Here is an 18,563-nt window from a genome sequence, read left to right as displayed (position 1 = left end):
ATAGTTTCAAAAATTAGTAGCTCATTTTTCATGCTATTTGCAAGTGTTTTTTCATTTGCACAAGAAACTCCAGTAAAAGAACAAGATTCAACCAAAACGGGTTATAGCGTTGGGCAAATTGTTTTGCCAAATCCTAAAAGCATTATTGATGCTTATACCTATGATCCAGTAACGAATCGATATATTTATACCGCTTCAGTTGATGGGTTTAATATAGATTATCCTTTAATTTTAACTCCAGAAGAATACGAGAAGCTTGTACGAAAAGAAACAATGCGTAAGTATTTTCAAGAAAAATCAAGTGCAGTTGATGGGAAAAAAGCAGGTTCTGAAGAAGCAAGGAAGAATTTATTACCAAGATTTTACGTAAACAATAAGTTTTTTGAAGCCATTTTTGGAGGAAATACAATTGATGTAAAACCAAGTGGTTCTGTCGAAATTGATTTAGGAATCCGATTTACCAAACAAGACAATCCATCGTTTTCACCAAGAAATAGAAAAACAACAGCCTTCGATTTCAATCAGCGAATTTCCATGGGTTTACAAGGAAAAGTAGGAACCCGTTTGAATGTAAATATCAATTACGATACGCAATCTACTTTTGCTTTTCAGAATTTAATAAAGCTTGACTATTCACCAACGGAAGATGATATTTTACAGAAAATTGAAGTCGGAAATGTGAGTTTCCCAATTTCGAATTCTTTAATTCGTGGTGCACAAAGTTTATTTGGAGTTAAAGCGCAATTTCAGTTTGGAAAAACTACATTCACAGGGGTTTTCTCTGAACAAAAATCACAATCCAAATCGATTACTTCACAAGGCGGAGGAACTATTCAAGAGTTTGATTTCTTTGCATTAGAATATGATTCAGACAAACACTATTTCTTATCTCAATATTTCAGAAATAACTATGATAATGCCTTAAGAAATTATCCAGTTATCGATTCTCGTGCACAAATCACTAGAATTGAAGTTTGGGTAACCAACAAACAAAACAGAGTTACTACAACAGACAATAATTTAAGAAATATTATTGCTTTACAAGATTTAGGAGAGTCAAGATTAACGGATGGACTAACTCCAATTCCAGATAGTGAAATAGTTGGTACCGATTTAACTTTAAATCCAACATTGTTTAGTGCGCCAACGAACTCACCAACAGATAATAAAAACAATAAATTCGATCCTTTAGCAATTGGTGATGCTGGAAGTTTCTTAAATTCAAATATTAGAGAAATAGCTACAGCGTCGTCAGGTTTTAATGTAGTTGTAGCTCCTACAAGTACTTTTTCGGAAGGTATCGATTATTCGAAATTAGAAAACGCTAGAAAATTATCACCTTCAGAATATACATTTCATCCACAATTAGGATACATTTCATTAAATCAGAAATTACAAAATGATGAAGTTTTAGCGGTAGCTTATCAATATACAGTTGGTGGTGAAGTTTTTCAAGTTGGGGAATTTGCAAATGATGGTGTGGAATCTACAACAGTTGATAATGCTGGAGTGCCAACAACTCAGGCTTTGATTTTAAAAATGTTAAAAGGAAGTTTAGTTAATATAAGCGAGCCAAGTTGGGATTTAATGATGAAAAACATCTATCAAATTCCAGGTGGAAATCAATTACAACAACAAGATTTCAAATTTAATATCTTATACCAAGATCCTTCACCTTTAAATTATATTACACAATCTGGTGTTGATACTTTGCCTTCAGATGTTGCCAATACACCGTTATTAAAAGTATTTAATTTAGATAAGTTAAACTTTACGAATGACCCACAACCAAATGGTGATGGATTTTTCGATTTTTATCCAGGTATTACGGTAGATGCTCAATACGGAAGAATTATCTTCACAACAGTGGAGCCTTTTGGAGAACATTTATTTGATAAATTAAGTATTGGTCCTGATGATTATAACGACCCATTGTTATATAACTCCAATCAAACAAAATACGTTTTCAGAACGTTATATAAATCTACACAAGCAGCTGCTTTACAAGAAAGTGCTAAAAATAAATTCAAATTAAAAGGTAGTTTCAAATCTTCAGGTGGTGATGGAATTTCTTTAGGTGCATTCAATGTGCCACAAGGAAGTGTTGTTGTTTCTGCAGGTGGAAGAATTTTAGTGGAAGGTGTAGATTATACCGTAAATTATCAAGCTGGTCGAGTTCAAATTTTAGATCCTTCTTTATTAGCATCAAACACTCCAATTAACGTTTCTCTTGAAAATAATTCTGTTTTCGGACAACAAACTAAACGTTTTTATGGTTTAAATGTAGAGCATAAATTCAATGATAAATTTTTGGTTGGGGCTACTTTCTTGAAAATGACAGAAAGACCTTTTACTCAAAAAGCAGATTACAATCAAGAATCAGTAAACAATACAATTGTAGGGATTAATACTAATTTTTCTACTGAAGTTCCCTTCTTCACAAGATTAGTAAACAAATTACCTAATATTGAAACAGAAGCACCTTCTAATTTATCTTTTAGAGGAGAATTTGCTTACTTATTTCCAAATGCACCAAAAGCGGCAGACTTTAATGGTGAGCCAACTGCATACATAGATGATTTTGAAGGTTCGCAATCTAACGTCGATTTAAAATCACCATTAGCTTGGTCATTAGCGAGTACGCCAATTGGTTTTGGTGGTGAGTTTAATGATGATCCTGAACAAGATTTGGTTTGGAGATATGGATTTAAAAGAGCAAAAATATCTTGGTATAATATTGATCCTATTTTTTATACGGATCCACCATCTGGGATTAATGATAACGATTTATCAAGTAACAAAACAAGAAGAATTTTTAGTCAAGAGTTATTCCCGAATGTTGATATTCCACAAGGACAATCTAATGTAATTAGCACTTTAGATTTAACGTATTATCCAAGAGAACGTGGTCCGTACAATTACAATCCAGTAACGTCATCAAATAATCAGTTCCCAGCAATTGATGCGCCAAATAACTGGGGTGGAATTATGCGAGCTATTAATACTACCAATTTTGAGCAATCAAATGTAGAATATGTACAGTTTTGGATGATGGATCCATATACTGGAAATATTGGTGATACTGCAAATACGACTAATACAGGAACATTAACCCTGAACTTAGGAGAAATTAGTGAAGATGTCTTAAAAGATGGAAGAAAACAATATGAAAATGGTTTGCCAGAAAGCGGCGGAACTCAACCAACATACTCAAATAAATGGGGTAAAGTACCTGCTTCACAATCTTTAATTTATGCATATGATACTAACGAAGCGAATAGAAATGTACAAGACGTTGGTTTAAATGGTTTAAATGATGATGAAGAAAAGATAAAACATCCTGCATTTGCTGCTTTAGGTGATGCATCTGCGGATAACTACAATTACTATTTAAATGCTACCGGAACAGTTTTAGATCGATATAAAAACTATAACGGTTTAGAGAAAAACTCACCTATTACGGTTACAGATACTAATAGAGGAAATTCTACTATTCCAGATGTGGAAGATTTAAATAGAGATAATACCATGAATACTATTAATGCGTATTATAAATTTAATATTCCAATTTCTCCAACTGTTGTTGTAGGTCAAAATTATGTTACAGATATAATGACCACAACTCAAACAATGGCAAACGGTCAATCGACACAAGTAAGATGGATTCAATATAAAATTCCAATTCAAGAGGCTGAAAATAATCCAGCACTTAAAGAAGGGCCAATTTCTGATTTTAGAAGTATTCGTTTCATGAGAATGTTTTTATCTGGTTTTAGCGAAGAAGTAACGCTTCGTTTTGGAACATTAGATTTAGTTCGTGGTGAATGGAGAAGATATAATGGAGATTTATTAACGCCAGGTGATTCAGATTCTTGTCAAGAAGACGTGAGTTTTGATGTGGTTGCAGTAAATGTTCAGGAGAACGGACAAAGACAGCCTATTCCTTACAAACCACCACCAGGTGTAGATAGAGAACAATTATATAATAACAATACGGTTATCAATCAGAATGAACAATCTTTATCATTAAGAGTTTATGAAAAAGATAATACTGATGGATGTGAAGGTGGTTTAATTGATGGAGATTCAAAAGCAGTGTTTAAAAATGTGAATGTAGATATGCGTCAGTATAAAAAACTACGTATGTTTTTACACGCAGAACCTTTATTGTCAGATGCAGTTGGAGACAGACTTCAAGATGAAGAATTGATTGCCTTTATTCGTATAGGAAATGATTTTACCGATAACTTCTATCAAATAGAAATGCCATTAAAGGTAAGTGATATAAACGCTCGTACACCTGAAGATATTTGGTTGGCTGAAAACGAAATTGAATTACCACTAGCATTATTAGCAAGAATTAAGAGTTTAAATATCGCAGGTGAACTTACTTATGATGCTAATGGAATTGCATTTAAGAATGAAAAAGCTTTGGGCTCTGCTAATGACAGAATGAGAATTGGTATTAAAGGGAATCCAAATTTCGGACAAGTAAGAACTTTAATGGTCGGACTTAAAAATCCAACGCCATCACCTGAAAATCCTTCAGTTGGTCCATTAAGAGGAGAAGTTTGGTTTAATGAACTTCGTATGTCTGAAATTGACAACAAAGGTGGTTATGCTGCTGTTGCCAATTTAGATACCAATTTAGCTGACTTCGCTACTTTCTCAGCAACTGGTCGTTTAAGTACAATTGGTTTTGGAGCTTTAGAAGAAGGTCCAAACGAAAGAAGTAGAGAAGATGTAAAACAATATGATGTTGTTTCTAATTTTAATGTGGGTCAATTATTACCTAAAAAATGGAAAATAAATTTACCATTTAATTATGCAGTTGGAGAACAAGTTATTACACCAAAATACGATCCATTATACCAAGATTTAGAGTTGAAAGAAGTTATTGCTGCAGAATCAGATCAAGATAAAAAAGGAGAAATTGAAAATCGTGCAATCGATTACACGAAACGTACAAGTGTAAACTTTATTGGTGTGAAAAAAGATCGTGGCGAAAAACAAAAACAACGTTTCTATGATGTTGAAAACGTTACGCTTTCGTATTCATTTAATGAGATGTTACACCATGATTTCCAAGTTCAAAACTTAGTTGATCAACAACAAAAATCATCTTTTGATTATGCCTATTCTTTTAAACCAATGTCTATTGAACCGTTTAAAAAGAGTAAGTTTTTAAAGAAAAATGGATATTATAAAGCGATTAGCGACTTTAATCTTAATTTCTTCCCGAGTAATATTACTTTCAATTCTAATATTGTCAGACAATTTAACCGTCAACAATTCAGATTAATTGATGTTCAAGGTATTGGTTTAGATCCGTTATACAGAAGAAATTATTTCTTTAACTATCAATACGGAGTTAATTTCCCAATTACAAAATCGTTAAAAGTAAATTATACGGCTGCAAATAATAACATTGTTCGTAATTATTTCGATGCACAAAACAATCCAATTAACGACTTAGATATTTGGAACGATTACTGGAATTTTGGAACTGCTAACACGCACAACCAACAATTAACAGCTAATTACGATTTACCAATTAATAAAATTCCAGCTTTAAGTTTTATTAAATCTTCTTACGTTTATACAGGAGATTATAGTTGGCAACGTTCTTCAGATGCATTTGCAACTTTTGTAGCTTTAGACGGAACAACGTATCAGTTAGGAAATACTATTCAAAATGCCAACTCGCATAAAATAAATGCCGCATTGGATATGAATGCGTTTTATAAATATATTGGTTTAACAGCTAAAAAACAGAAAAAACAACCAGTAACCACTAAAAAAGCACCACCAAAACCAGGTGAAAAAGTAGTGAATACTGCTCCAAAAGTAATTGAAGAAGAGCGCTCTGGTTTATCTAAATTTGGAATAGGCTTATTAACTTCAATAAAAAACATTCAAGTTAATTATTCACAATCTGGAGGAACATTATTGCCAGGATATTTACCAGGATTAGGATTCTTTGGTTCTTCACGTCCAACGTTAGGATTCGTTTTCGGAGATCAATCGGATATTAGATACGAAGCTGCAAAAAGAGGTTACTTAACAAGTTATCCAGAATTCAACCAGAGTTTTACTCAAATTAAATCGAAAAAATTAGATTATACGGCTCAAGTAGAATTTATTCCAGATTTAAAAATTGATATCAACGCAGAAAGAAATATTACTGAAAATTACTCAGAACAGTTTGATGCTGTTGGTGGAGAATATCATTCCCTTTCGCCATATAGCACTGGAAATTATAGTATTTCTACCATCATGATTAAAACGGCTTTCAAAGCTAGTGATGAAAATGAATCTGAAATTTTCGACAGATTCCGTAAAAACAGATATGCTATGGCAACTCGTTTGGCAACTGAATATTATGGAACGTCATCTTTCCCAGTAGATTTAGATGGTTACCCTGACGGATTTGGAAAAAACAGTCAACAAGTTTTAGTACCAGCATTTTTATCTGCCTATACAGGAACAAAAACATCATCTGTACAAAAAGGATTGTTCTCTAGTTTTCCATTACCAAACTGGACAATTAAGTATACAGGTTTAATGAAATTAGCTTGGTTTAAAGATAACTTCAAACGTTTTTCTATACAACACGGTTACCGTTCTAGTTATAGTGTGAACTCATTTAGAAGTAATTTGAATCCAGAGGTGAGAGATCAGAATGATAATATTTATGCAGATATTATTACATCAAATGTGAATTTAACGGAGCAATTTAACCCGTTAGCACGTTTTGATTTTGAATTGAAAAACTCATTGAAAATCTTAGCTGAAGTTAAAAAAGACAGAAGTTTAAACATGAGTTTCGATAATAATTTATTAACTGAAGTTCAAGGAAACGATTATACACTTGGAATTGGTTATAGAATTAAAGGAGTGCAAATTAATTCAAGATTAGCAGATAATGCGCAAGGAATGATTAAGAGTGACATTAATATAAAAGCCGATTTCACACTTCGTAAAAACATGACTATTGTTAGATATTTAGATTATAACAACAATCAATTAGGAGGTGGGCAAAATATTTGGACGTTCAAATTAACAGCCGATTATTCGTTTAGTAAGAATTTCACAGCTATTTTCTTCTACGATCATCAGTTTTCTAAAGCCGTAATTTCAACTGCTTTCCCGTTAACAAACATCCGTTCAGGATTTACGTTACGTTATAATTTCGGAAATTAAAAAATAAAAATTAATAGTAAATTTTAAGAATATAATTTACATTTGCCAAAAAATAAACACAATTAATAAGATGAATTCGCTAATAATAAAAGGTTTGTTGCAAACAAACTCAAATAAAAATAAAGCGATACCATTTGACCAAATAAAAAACAACAAATAAATACAAATGAATATACCAGCAAACTTAAAGTACACAAAAGACCACGAGTGGGTTTCAATTGATGGAGATGTAGCAACAGTAGGAATTACCGATTTTGCTCAAAAAGAATTAGGAGACATCGTTTATGTTGAAGTAGAAACTTTAGACCAAACTTTAGATAAAGATGAGGTTTTTGGAACTGTGGAAGCTGTAAAAACGGTTTCTGATTTATTTTTACCATTAAGTGGAGAAATTATCGAATTCAACGAAGAATTAGAAAGCACTCCAGAAACTGTAAATACTGATCCTTACGGAGCAGGATGGATGGTTAAAATTAAAATTTCTAATCCTTCTGAAGTAGAAGAATTATTATCAAGTGAAGCATACACATCACTTATTGGTGCATAATTTATTTAAGATTCTTGCAATTTTTTGGACACTTTTAATTTTTTATTTGTGTTTAGATGATGTGCCAAATGTTCCTAAAATTACGTTCCAATATAAAGATAAAGTAGTCCATTTTATTTTCTACTTTATATTCGTTTATTTTTGGACAAAAAGCTTAAAGAATAAGACGTTAAATTATATTCTAACTGTTTTGTTTTTGGCTTTAGTGATGGGAATTTCAATAGAGTTTATGCAAGAAAGTTTCACGCTTCATCGAACGTTCGATTGGTATGATATTTTAGCAAATTCAATTGGTGCAATAGCAAGTTTTATATATGTCAAAAAGTTTTATGCAATAAAAAACTAAATTAAAATCTCACTTTGGTGAGATTTTTTTATTTTTACCAATATTTCAATAAATGAACATCAAGAACTATTTAGATTCAACGTATTTAAAAACAGCGAAGCAAGCAAAAATTTCTGAAAAAGAAAACACTGTTTTGGTTCAAAATTTTGTGCAAAAAACTATTGATGAAATGTTCAAATTGGTCATGATAAGGCCAGATAAAGTTACATTAGCTAAAAAACTAATTACAGCTCAAAACTCGAAAGTCTTAATTGGAACCGTAATAGGTTTCCCTGAAGGAACAGATACTATCGAAGAAAAGTTAATGGAAGCCAAACAAGCTATAAAAGATGGCGCAGACGAATTAGATTTTGTTATTAATTTTGAAGCGTTTAAATTAGGCGAAATTAATTTAGTTAAAGAAGAAGTTTTGCTAGGCACCAGTTTAGCATTGCAACACAATAAAACCGTAAAATGGATTATTGAAATTGCCGCATTAAATGGCGCACAAATTATCCAACTGACAGCATTAATTAAAAATGTGGTGGTGGCAAATTTTAAGGAAAATGAATTTGAAAACGTATTTGTAAAATCGTCAACTGGGTTTTATAAAACATTAGACGGCTCGCCAAATGGTGCTACATTTCCTGCTATTATCGCCATGTTAGAAAACGCATTTCCATTGCCCGTAAAAGCTTCTGGCGGCATCAAAACAAAAGAAGAAGCACTTGAAATGATAAAATTAGGTGTGAAAAGAATAGGAACATCATCGGCGAAAGCCATTTCTGAAGGAATAGAAACTTCGGGGAGTTATTAAAAGCTAAAGGCATAAGTAAAAAGGCAAAAGAGCCAAGTAAAAAGAATCAAGTATAATTAATAAAAAAACTTAGTGACTTTGTGCCTTCGCGGCAAATTAAAAAGATCGCTTCGTGCCTCGAAATGATATGAAAAAAATATTAAGTACAATCGTTATTCTGTTTTCTCTATCTGTTTTTTCACAAAACAATTCAGAAAAATTACCAATCTTTGAAAATTGCAAAGCCAAACCAGAAGACGACACTTGCTTTTTCGCAACTATTCAAGATAATTTCAAGCAAAATTTCAACAAACAATATACTGCTGAAAAATCGACTATCATCGCACTTTTTGCCGTGGATACTTTAGGAAAATTTGATCTTTTATATATCGATGCAGCCTCAGATGAAATTAAAAACGAAACCAAACGCGTTTTTTCATTACTTCCAACTGTGGAACCTGCTACCTACAACGGAAAGAAAGTGTATGCGAAATATACTTTAAAAGTAAACTTTCCTTTTTCTGATGATGATAGAACTAAGAAAATTGCTGAAAACGCATATCATACAGAAAAAATTACTGCTCAAACAGAATTAAAAGAATTTGACGATATCGTTTATAAAAAATTCGAAAATCCACAATTTAAAAGTGGTTTAAACATTCCGTTTAATCATCAAAAATATGCCGAATTTGAAGCCTATATGAATCAAGTTGGCGCGAATAATCACACCGCTGAAAAACCATATTCATATCAAGATGTTGCTAGATATTATGATTTTGAAAAGAATTTTCAAGCAAAAGCCATGAAAAAAACTTCGTGGTTTGGTAGAAAAATTTGGAACGAAAACTTAGTGCAAATGCAAGGTGATGGCTATTGGTTTTTGATGAATCTAATTTTAGACATGCGTGGCGGAAAAGATTTTGATAGCGAATTACAAAACACATTCGTAAACACTAGAGGACTTAACATTCAAGCAGGTTTAGGGAAAAACATCACTTTTACCACTTCAATTTACGAAAGTCAAGGTCGCTTTGCCGATTATTATAATGCCTATGCAGTTAGTTTGAAACCATCAGGTGGAAACCCAGCAACAGTTCCTGGAGTTGGAATTGCCAAACAATTTAGAACTGATGCCTTCGATTTCCCAATGGCTGAAGCCAATATCAAATTTACAGCTTCTCGCTTTTTCGATGTACAATTAGGTTACGGAAGAAACTTTATTGGAGATGGTTACCGTTCAATAATTCAAGGAGACGCCACAAGTCCGTATCCTTTTATAAAATTCAACACTACTTTCTGGAAAATAAAATACACCAACACCTATATGTTTTTGCGCGATATTACACCAGAAAACACTGCGGAAGGAACCTACGCATCAAAATATATGGCTAACCACTATTTGAGTTATAACTTAACTAAAAAATGGAATTTAGGTTTGTTTGAAAGCGTTGTTTGGTCTAATACCAACGGAAGAGGTTTCGATCCGAACTTTATTAACCCAATTATTTTTTACAGAGCCGTAGAATTTGCTTCTTCACCAAAATCGGGGAATGCCTTATTAGGAATCACCTCTAAATATAAATTCAACAGTAAATTTAGTGCTTACGGACAGTTTCTAATTGATGAATTCTCTGTTGGCGATGTTTCAAAAGGAAATAAAAGTTGGAAAAATAAATTTGGTTACCAAATTGGAGCCAAATACTTCAACGCCTTCAATATTGAAAACTTAACACTACAAGCCGAATATAATATTGTTCGTCCTTACGTGTATTCTCACAGCGCAACACTTACCAATTACACGCACAATAACCAAAGTATGGGACATGCTTGGGGTGCCAACTTTAAAGAGTTAATTGGAATTGCACGTTACAGCAAGAACAGATATTTTGCACAAGCAAAATTAATTTATGGTAAAAAAGGATTCGATTATACGGACGGAACTAACAACTATAACTATGGAGGCAATTTGTTTATTCCTTACGATAGCGATACCAATCCACGACCTTATGATGAAGGTGCTTTCGCCGGACAAGGGAATACAACCACTATTTTAATTGGCGATTTCACAGCGGGATACATTATCAATCCAAGTTCGAATTTGAAAGTATTTGCTAATATAATTCACAGAAGTTTCGACCCAACCAAAGCATCCCCAACTTTCGAGAAATCGAACACAACTTGGGTTTCTGTAGGGATTTCTACTGATTTGTTTAACTGGTATTTTGATTATTAATAGAATTCAACAACCCTCTTAGGGTTTTGAACCCTAAGAGGGTTGCTAATCAAACTCATTTAAACCATATAAAATCTCTTTCATTTTAGTGCCATTAATTTCTACTGGCTTGTATGCAATATTGAATTTATCAATAGCGATATCAATATCCGTTTTTAATTTTTTGTATTCTGAAGGGAGTTTATTTAAATAACATTTTTTTATTACATTTGTTTTTTTTAAAATTAATTGCAGTCAACTTAAGTACGCCAATACTGTTTAAAAGTTCGACTGCTTTTTTTTTGTGGTTGAAATTTTTAATATAAAACCAAATAAAGTTAATATAACTTAATACCTTTTAAGATTAATAAAAGAATATTTAATTATATTTGAATAAGCTTTTATAGCGAGTAAACACCCAAAATAGATGTATATACGCTATAAAGTATCGAGTATATACAAGTTGTGAGCAATTATACCGCAGACTCAAAAATCTAAGACAATTTTAAAATGGAATTACATAAATTAGAAAATTATGATATTGAATTTATTGAATCTTTAATCAAGAATGAGATTGAAGAATCAATAAATGTTGATTTCAAATCTGCCGACGCTTTATCAAAATTAGATGCAAAAAAGAAAGAGATTTCTAAAGATGTTTCTGCTTTTGCAAACTCAAATGGTGGTATTATCATTTATGGTGTAAATGAGATAAATCATAAGGCTTCGGAATTGTCTTTTGTGAATGGAAATGAATTTACCAAAGAATGGTTAGAACAAGTCATAAGTTCAACTATTCAACGTAATATTCCTGATCTAAAAATTTTTCCAATTAGAAAAGGTGGTAAAATAGAAAATACAATTTATGTTGTTCAGATTCCTGAAAGTTTTGAAGCTCCACATATCGCAAAAGATAAAAAATTTTATAAACGCTACAATTTTGAATCAGTTGCAATGGAAGAATATGAGGTTAGAAATCTCTACGGGAAAAAATTGAAATCTAAATTAATTTTATCTGGTTACAATATTTCTTACATAGAAACTGAAGGTGATGATGTGAAATTTATGTGTCAAAGTGGAGTTTTTAACGAGGGAGAAATCGCTGAATCAGACTACAAAGTAAATGTATACTTTGAAAATTTTGACAGTTCAAATATAAAGATTCATTGGAGAGCTGATGGAGTCGGTAGAAATTATGATTACACAATGCTTGGAAATAACAGAGTAAAAATTTCAAACATTGGAATATCGACAATTTTTCCAAACGAAACAGTTAATGTTATTAGATTTAATTTTGATATCAAAAAAAGTGAAATTGAAGAAGTTCTAAATAAATTAAAAATTGAATTTAGATTATACTTTTCAAATGGTGAAGATATAATTGAAACAAATTTGATTGATTATTACAATGACAAATTAAAAGAAGTAATATAATAACTGTTCACAACAGGCGTTTGGCAAGATTGCGAATTTTGTAGTAAAATCACGTTTACATTTCGCAAGAAATTTTACCTTTAACAGAAAATAATCGGTTCCGAAGTTCGCTACCTCGCCAAGCGCCGGAACGCTAAAGATATCGACAATCCTGATTCCCTAAACTTAATATGTAATACTTCATTGTAATATTTTGTAATAAAAATCTTTCATTTATTGCAATTGTTTTTTTACATTCGCACCCATAATTTTTTATTAACAACAATTAAAAACATTTAAATTATGGCGTCAACATCCGAGAGCGGACACGCAAAAAACAGTGCCAACTTCCAAGACCTAATCGAATTCGTTACAGGCTATGAGGCAATGTACAATCCATCAAAAAGCAGTTTGCAATTAGCAAATCTAATTCAACTTAAAGCCGATGCTGATGGTAAATTGGCAGATGTAGTTACAAAAAACACAAATTACAACAAGAAAGTAAATGAACGAGTTATTGCTTTTAGTGATATAAAATCATTAGGTACACGATTAATCAATGCTTTGCAAACTACCGATGCAACCCCCGAAACAATCAAAAATGCAAAAACATTCAATACTAAATTGCAAGGTAAAAAAGCATCATCAACACAAGCTCAAATCGATCCTAACGAACCTGCTCCAAGAACAATTTCTACAAGTCAACAATCATATGATCAATTAATTCAACATTTATTTGGTATAAAAGCTGTTTTAGAAACAGAAACTAGTTACACACCAAACGAAACCGAATTAAAAGTAGAGGCAATTCAAACTAAAATTACAGAACTTACAGCTAAAAATACTGCTGTTGCTACTGCATATACTAATGTTAGTAATTCTAGAATTGCAAGAAACGAAACCCTTTATGCAACAAACACAGGTTTAGTAGAAACGGCTCTAGCAGTAAAAAAGTACATTAAGTCTATATTTGGTGCAACAAGCCCACAATATGCGCAAGTAAAAGGAATAGAATTTACTAAACCTAAATTATAATACAATTACAAGTATAAACAAAAATACATGGCAACCCCAAAAACACAAAATAACTTAAATAATTTAAGTAGCTCCCGGCCAAATTATAAATTATACCTTCCCTATTTAGAATTACACCTACCTGATTTAGATTAATTCTATCCCAGTTTTGAATTATCCCTTCCTTATTTAGAATTATATTTTCACGGTTTAGGTATATACTATTCAAGTTTAGGATTATATCTTCCCGATTTAGAATTATGGCTTCCTAGTTTAGACTTATCTCATCCTAATTTAGATTTATATTATCCCGACTTATATATCTTCTTGCTTTATTTGAAAATTTTCATTTTTCCGAAAAAAAAATAATCGATGCAAGTTTCAACTATATGATGGTAAAACGTCAATTCACCTCTCGCCAAAGAGAATACGAAACGGTAATTTATGATCATTTGTTTAGGTATTATAAAACTTGTTTTTATAAGAAGGTAAATACTTTGTCTTATGCTGTCGATAAAGCTAATTCGTAATTCACGTTATCTTGTTTTAATAACCCTCGAAGGGTTCAAAACCCTCCGAGGGTTAATAAACTAAAAAAAATCAGATTATATAAATATACAATAGGATTAAATTTCACTAAATCGTAGTTTTGGCTGAAAATTGAGAATAAAATAAATTTATGAAGAAATTACTACTTCTATTTGTTGTGTGTATTAGCTGTAAAACAACAAAAACAAATACATCTAACAAATTAACCGTTTCAAATGATTCTGTTTCTTGGTACATGAAAGATTATCAAAACGATAAAATTCCTGGAATATCTTTAGAAAAATGGAATCTTGAAAACAAAAAGAAACCTAAGCAAAAGCAAATAATTGTTGCAGTTATTGATATGCAAATTGATATAAATCATGAAGATTTAAAAAATCAAATTTGGATCAATAAAAAGGAAATTCCCAATAATAATATTGACGATGATAATAATGGATACGTAGATGATACTAATGGTTGGTGCTTTATCGGGCATGAAAATAAAGGGTATAACGTTTCGGCTAATTTTGATTTTGTAAGGATTCTAAGAGAAAAGAAATCCATATTTGAAAATAAAACAGAAAAGGATGTCAAAGCTGAAGACTTATATGAATTTAAACAATACGAACGAGCTAAAAAAATAAAGAAAAATCATATTGCCTATTATCAAAATTGGTATAATAATATAGATTTTGAATATAGTGTCTTTAAACAAGCTGAAGATTCTCTTAAAAGCCATTTTAAAGATAAAAGCTATTCTTTAACCGATTTGAAAAAACTCTACGAAGAAAAAAAGATAAACGATAAATCATTTCATGAACGTGTAAGAGATAAAGATAAAGATTTTGGTGCCTTAATAAGCTATATGATTTCTGATTTTGAAACTCAAATGTTTTCATTTGAGGATGTTGAAAATCGAAGAAAGGATCTTGATTCGGTTCTAAAGAATGATTTAAGTGAAGAATATAATGATAGAAAATTCATAAAAGGCTATAAAGGTCTTTTTGAAAAAGGATATGGTAATAATAATGTTTCCGAAAAAATTAAGGGTTTCTCAAGTATAAATGAGCATGGAACAGAAGTGTCAGGAACATTAGCAGCTACTCGAGGAAATAACATTGGAATTAATGGTGTTCATAATAATATTAAAATTATGCCAGTTGTTACTTCTTGTTCAGGTGATGAACACGATTATGATATTGCTAACGCTATTTATTATGCAGTAGATAATGGTGCTAAAATTATAAATATGTCATTCAGTAAGTGGCTCTCACTTCATGAAAATGTTGTAGAAGAAGCAATTAAATATGCAGAAAAAAAGAATGTTTTAATCGTTCATTCTGCAGGGAATTATAGTATGTCTATAGATGATACTTTCACGCTTTTTCCAAATGATTACTCTTATGAAAGAAAAGAAGAATTTGTTTCAAATTTTATAAATGTAGGAGCTGTTACTAACAAAGTGAATGAAAATTTAGTGAGTTCTTTTTCAGATTATGGTAAAATTAATGTAGATATTTTTGCTCCTGGGGATAATATTTATACTTGTATGCCTAATAATAAATATAAATTTGATAGTGGTACTTCTCTTTCTTCTCCTATGGTTTCTGGAACAGCGGCCTTAATTTGGTTGTATTATCCAGAATTAACTGCGAAGCAAGTCAAAGATATTATTTTAGAATCAGGTACGAAATACGATGTGGAGGTGATTGTTCCGGGAACGACTGATAAAAAAGTTAAATTTTCGGAATTATCTAAATCTGGAAGTGTATTAAATGTATATAATGCAATGCAGTTGGCTGAAAAAGTAAGTCAGTTAAAATCATAAAGAAAGAATTTGCACGATAATAGAGTTATTAATAATCCTCTTAGGGTTTTGAATCCTAAGAGGGTTATTAATTAAAAAAAATAAAACTCAGTATACAAAACTCACATCTTCTTACTATCTTTGCCCTCGATTAAAAATTCACTTTTGGAAACAAATACCATAACCCTAAAATCAATCTTTTTAGATTTTAAAGAAATTACCAAAGCAGGCTTAGCTATAAGCGTGGTTTTTTCTTCTATTGTTGGTTATTTATTGGGTTTTTCAGAATCTCATCCTTTTAGTATTACCACACTTTTGTTACTAGCCGTTGGTGGGTATTGTATGGTAGGTGCCTCAAATATTTTCAATCAGGTTATTGAAAAAGATTTAGATGCGAAAATGGATCGAACTAAAAACCGTCCTGTGCCATCTGGTAGAATGTCGGTCAACAAAGCTTTAACTCTTGGTTTTGTTTTAACTTTTATAGGATTAGTCGTTTTATATACCATCAACCCAAAAACTGCTATGTTTGGTGCGATTTCCATATTTATGTATGTAAGTTTGTACACGCCATTAAAAACATTAACACCATTATCAGTTTTTGTTGGAGCTTTTCCAGGTGCCATTCCTTTTATGTTAGGTTGGGTAGCTGCTACAGGAAGTTTTGGTATTGAAGCGGGAACGTTATTTTTAATTCAGTTTTTCTGGCAGTTTCCTCACTTTTGGGCAATCGGTTGGTTTTTATTTGAAGATTATGAAAAAGCAGGTTTCTTTATGTTGCCAACAGGTAAACGCGACAAGAAAACCGCTATTCAAACCATATTATACACCTTTTGGTTAATTGTAGCTTCGGTATTGCCAGCTTTTGGTTTTACAGGAAAATTGCAATTATCAGTGGTTGGAGCAGTGATAGTTTTCGCATTAGGTTGTTGGATGATGTATCACGCTGTTCAGCTTTATAAAAACATGGATGCAAAAACTGCTAAAAGATTGATGTTAGTTAGCGTAACTTACATAACTTTGCTGCAAATTGTTTATGTGATTGATAAATTTGTATAAACACATAGAATATAAATAAATTAAAAAATGGAAAGCATTTCAATACAAGAAGCTTACGATAAAAAATCAAAAACATATAAAATGTTGTTATACTTCGGTATGATTAGTATTATTATGATTTTTGCAGGATTAACAAGTGCGTTCGTAGTAAGTAAACAACGCCCAGATTGGTTAAAAGATTTAGCTATCCCTGATACTTTTACATACAGTACAATTGTTTTAATAGTAAGTAGTATTACTTTCTTTTTAGCAAAAAAAGCAATAAAAGCAAATAATCAATCCTTAACTACAGTATATTTGTTAATTACTTTAGGTTTGGGTTTAACGTTTGTCTATCTTCAATTCAAAGGGTTCGATTTATTGTTCAATCAAGGGTTAGTTCCTTTCGGTTCTTCAAGTAAAGTTACGGTCTCTTTTTTGTATGCTTTCGTGTTTGTGCACGTTGCTCACCTGTTTGGAGGTATGATTTCGTTGATTTATGTAATTTATAATCATTATAAACAAAAATACAATTCCTCGCAATGCCTTGGTATTGAGCTAAGTGGCATGTATTGGCACTTTATGGATTTTATTTGGGTTTACTTGTTTTTATTTTTCTATTTTTTCAAATAGAAAAAAATCAATAAATTTGGGAACTTTTTAACAATAACTATTTTATGAGCGCTACGGTTAATAATGAACACGCTTTAGACGGAGGTCCAGGACCAATGGGAGCCACTTACGGTAAAATGATGATGTGGTTCTTCATCGTATCAGATGCTTTAACCTTTTCAGGTTTTATCGCTGCTTACGGATTTTCTAGATTTAAATTTATCGAAACTTGGCCAATTGCCGATGAGGTATTTACCCACTTTCCATTCTTACATGGTGTAAACGCACCAATGTACTATGTGGCATTGATGACGTTTATCCTTATCTTTTCATCAGTAACAATGGTTATCGCTGTTGATGCTGGGCACAAATTGCAAAAATCAAAAGTAGCTGTATACATGTTGCTTACCATCGTTGGTGGTTTTATGTTCTTAGGTTCACAAGCTTGGGAATGGAAAAACTTTATCAAAGGTGAGTATGGAGCTGTTGAAACTGCTGGAGGATCTATTTTACAATTCGTAAAAGTAGATAAAACTCAAAAGAACGGATATGCAAGAGTGAAATTAGAAGAATTTGCGGCAACTTTACCAGAAGTAAGAGAGCAATTAACTAGAGACAAAGGTGTTTGGTTCATGGAAGAGTCTTCTATTCCTACTTATTCAATTGAAGAAGTAAAAGCTGGTTTTGCAGCACATCCTGAAGTTTTAGTAAGAACAGAGTTTATCAAAGACAAAGAAAAAACAGTTCTTTCTCGTGAAGAGTCTGTTAAAAAATTAAACGATGGTGTTCTTGTTGTAGAAGGTGCAAGTTTAATTAGAAACGAATACGGTCATAAATTATTTGCAGATTTCTTCTTCTTTATTACTGGATTCCACGGATTCCACGTATTCTCAGGAGTAATGCTTAATATCTTAGTTTTCTTTAATGTATTATTAGGTACTTACGAAAGAAGAAAAAGTTATGAAATGATTGAGAAAGTTGGTTTATATTGGCACTTTGTCGATTTAGTATGGGTGTTTGTATTTACATTCTTCTATTTAGTTTAATTTTTAGTAAAAAGAAAAT

The 18,563-nt window shown here is 31.6% G+C and carries 11 protein-coding genes; all 11 read left to right on the top strand.

Translation table 11 applies throughout. From position 1 onward, the window contains the following. Nucleotides 1-30: 30 nt before the first annotated feature. The 11 genes from sov to BMX42_RS09155 all read left to right on the top strand — a co-directional run bounded on the left by sov (nucleotide 31) and on the right by BMX42_RS09155 (nucleotide 18,544). Nucleotides 31-7,203: a T9SS outer membrane translocon Sov/SprA gene (sov, locus tag BMX42_RS09205; RefSeq protein ID WP_091313382.1), complete on the top strand. Its 7,173-nt coding sequence runs from the start codon at nucleotides 31-33 to the stop codon at nucleotides 7,201-7,203. A gap of 166 nt (nucleotides 7,204-7,369) precedes the next feature. Further along, nucleotides 7,370-7,750, top strand: coding sequence for a glycine cleavage system protein GcvH (gcvH, locus tag BMX42_RS09200; RefSeq protein ID WP_091312736.1), 381 nt, complete (start codon nucleotides 7,370-7,372; stop codon nucleotides 7,748-7,750). Beyond that, nucleotides 7,719-8,096, top strand: coding sequence for a VanZ family protein (locus tag BMX42_RS14660; RefSeq protein WP_091312733.1), 378 nt, complete (start codon nucleotides 7,719-7,721; stop codon nucleotides 8,094-8,096). Before gcvH ends, BMX42_RS14660 begins: the two co-directional genes overlap by 32 nt. Nucleotides 8,097-8,148: 52 nt before the next feature. Then, on the top strand, nucleotides 8,149-8,892 hold the full coding sequence (deoC, locus tag BMX42_RS09190) for a deoxyribose-phosphate aldolase (RefSeq protein ID WP_091312729.1): 744 nt from the start codon (nucleotides 8,149-8,151) through the stop codon (nucleotides 8,890-8,892). Between the two features lie 127 nt (nucleotides 8,893-9,019). Beyond that, on the top strand, nucleotides 9,020-11,104 hold the full coding sequence (locus BMX42_RS09185) for a gliding motility protein RemB (protein WP_091312726.1): 2,085 nt from the start codon (nucleotides 9,020-9,022) through the stop codon (nucleotides 11,102-11,104). 489 nt (nucleotides 11,105-11,593) lie between these two features. Next, nucleotides 11,594-12,517: an AlbA family DNA-binding domain-containing protein gene (locus tag BMX42_RS09180; protein ID WP_091312723.1), complete on the top strand. Its 924-nt coding sequence runs from the start codon at nucleotides 11,594-11,596 to the stop codon at nucleotides 12,515-12,517. A 282-nt stretch (nucleotides 12,518-12,799) separates the two neighbouring features. Further along, entirely contained in the window at nucleotides 12,800-13,531 is a 732-nt protein-coding gene (locus BMX42_RS09175) for a hypothetical protein (RefSeq protein ID WP_091312719.1), read from the top strand. Between the two features lie 658 nt (nucleotides 13,532-14,189). Then, complete coding sequence (locus BMX42_RS09170; protein WP_091312716.1) at nucleotides 14,190-15,869, top strand: S8 family serine peptidase; 1,680 nt, start codon at nucleotides 14,190-14,192, stop codon at nucleotides 15,867-15,869. A 144-nt stretch (nucleotides 15,870-16,013) separates the two neighbouring features. Next, a complete protein-coding gene (cyoE, locus tag BMX42_RS09165) occupies nucleotides 16,014-16,907 on the top strand; it encodes a heme o synthase (RefSeq protein WP_245748281.1) in 894 nt (297 codons plus the stop codon). 27 nt (nucleotides 16,908-16,934) lie between these two features. After that, on the top strand, nucleotides 16,935-17,519 hold the full coding sequence (locus BMX42_RS09160) for a cytochrome c oxidase subunit 3 (RefSeq protein WP_091312711.1): 585 nt from the start codon (nucleotides 16,935-16,937) through the stop codon (nucleotides 17,517-17,519). A 44-nt stretch (nucleotides 17,520-17,563) separates the two neighbouring features. Then, nucleotides 17,564-18,544: a cytochrome c oxidase subunit 3 gene (locus BMX42_RS09155; RefSeq protein WP_091312707.1), complete on the top strand. Its 981-nt coding sequence runs from the start codon at nucleotides 17,564-17,566 to the stop codon at nucleotides 18,542-18,544. The last annotated feature ends 19 nt before the right edge of the window (nucleotides 18,545-18,563 follow it).

Origin of the sequence: Flavobacterium terrigena, from assembly GCF_900108955.1 — a bacterium.
GTDB classification, from domain to species: domain Bacteria; phylum Bacteroidota; class Bacteroidia; order Flavobacteriales; family Flavobacteriaceae; genus Flavobacterium; species Flavobacterium terrigena.
The sequence above is the reverse complement of the archived record's forward strand: the minus strand, read 5'-3'. Positions and strand labels throughout refer to the sequence as shown.

Coding starts and splice junctions, on each gene's coding strand:
- BMX42_RS09170 (WP_091312716.1), top strand. CDS start 14,190: ATGAAGAAATTACTACTTCTATTTGTTGTGTGTATTAGCTGTAAAACA.
- sov (WP_091313382.1), top strand. CDS start 31: ATGCTATTTGCAAGTGTTTTTTCATTTGCACAAGAAACTCCAGTAAAA.
- gcvH (WP_091312736.1), top strand. CDS start 7,370: ATGAATATACCAGCAAACTTAAAGTACACAAAAGACCACGAGTGGGTT.
- BMX42_RS09155 (WP_091312707.1), top strand. CDS start 17,564: ATGAGCGCTACGGTTAATAATGAACACGCTTTAGACGGAGGTCCAGGA.
- BMX42_RS09180 (WP_091312723.1), top strand. CDS start 11,594: ATGGAATTACATAAATTAGAAAATTATGATATTGAATTTATTGAATCT.
- deoC (WP_091312729.1), top strand. CDS start 8,149: ATGAACATCAAGAACTATTTAGATTCAACGTATTTAAAAACAGCGAAG.
- BMX42_RS09160 (WP_091312711.1), top strand. CDS start 16,935: ATGGAAAGCATTTCAATACAAGAAGCTTACGATAAAAAATCAAAAACA.
- BMX42_RS09185 (WP_091312726.1), top strand. CDS start 9,020: ATGAAAAAAATATTAAGTACAATCGTTATTCTGTTTTCTCTATCTGTT.
- BMX42_RS09175 (WP_091312719.1), top strand. CDS start 12,800: ATGGCGTCAACATCCGAGAGCGGACACGCAAAAAACAGTGCCAACTTC.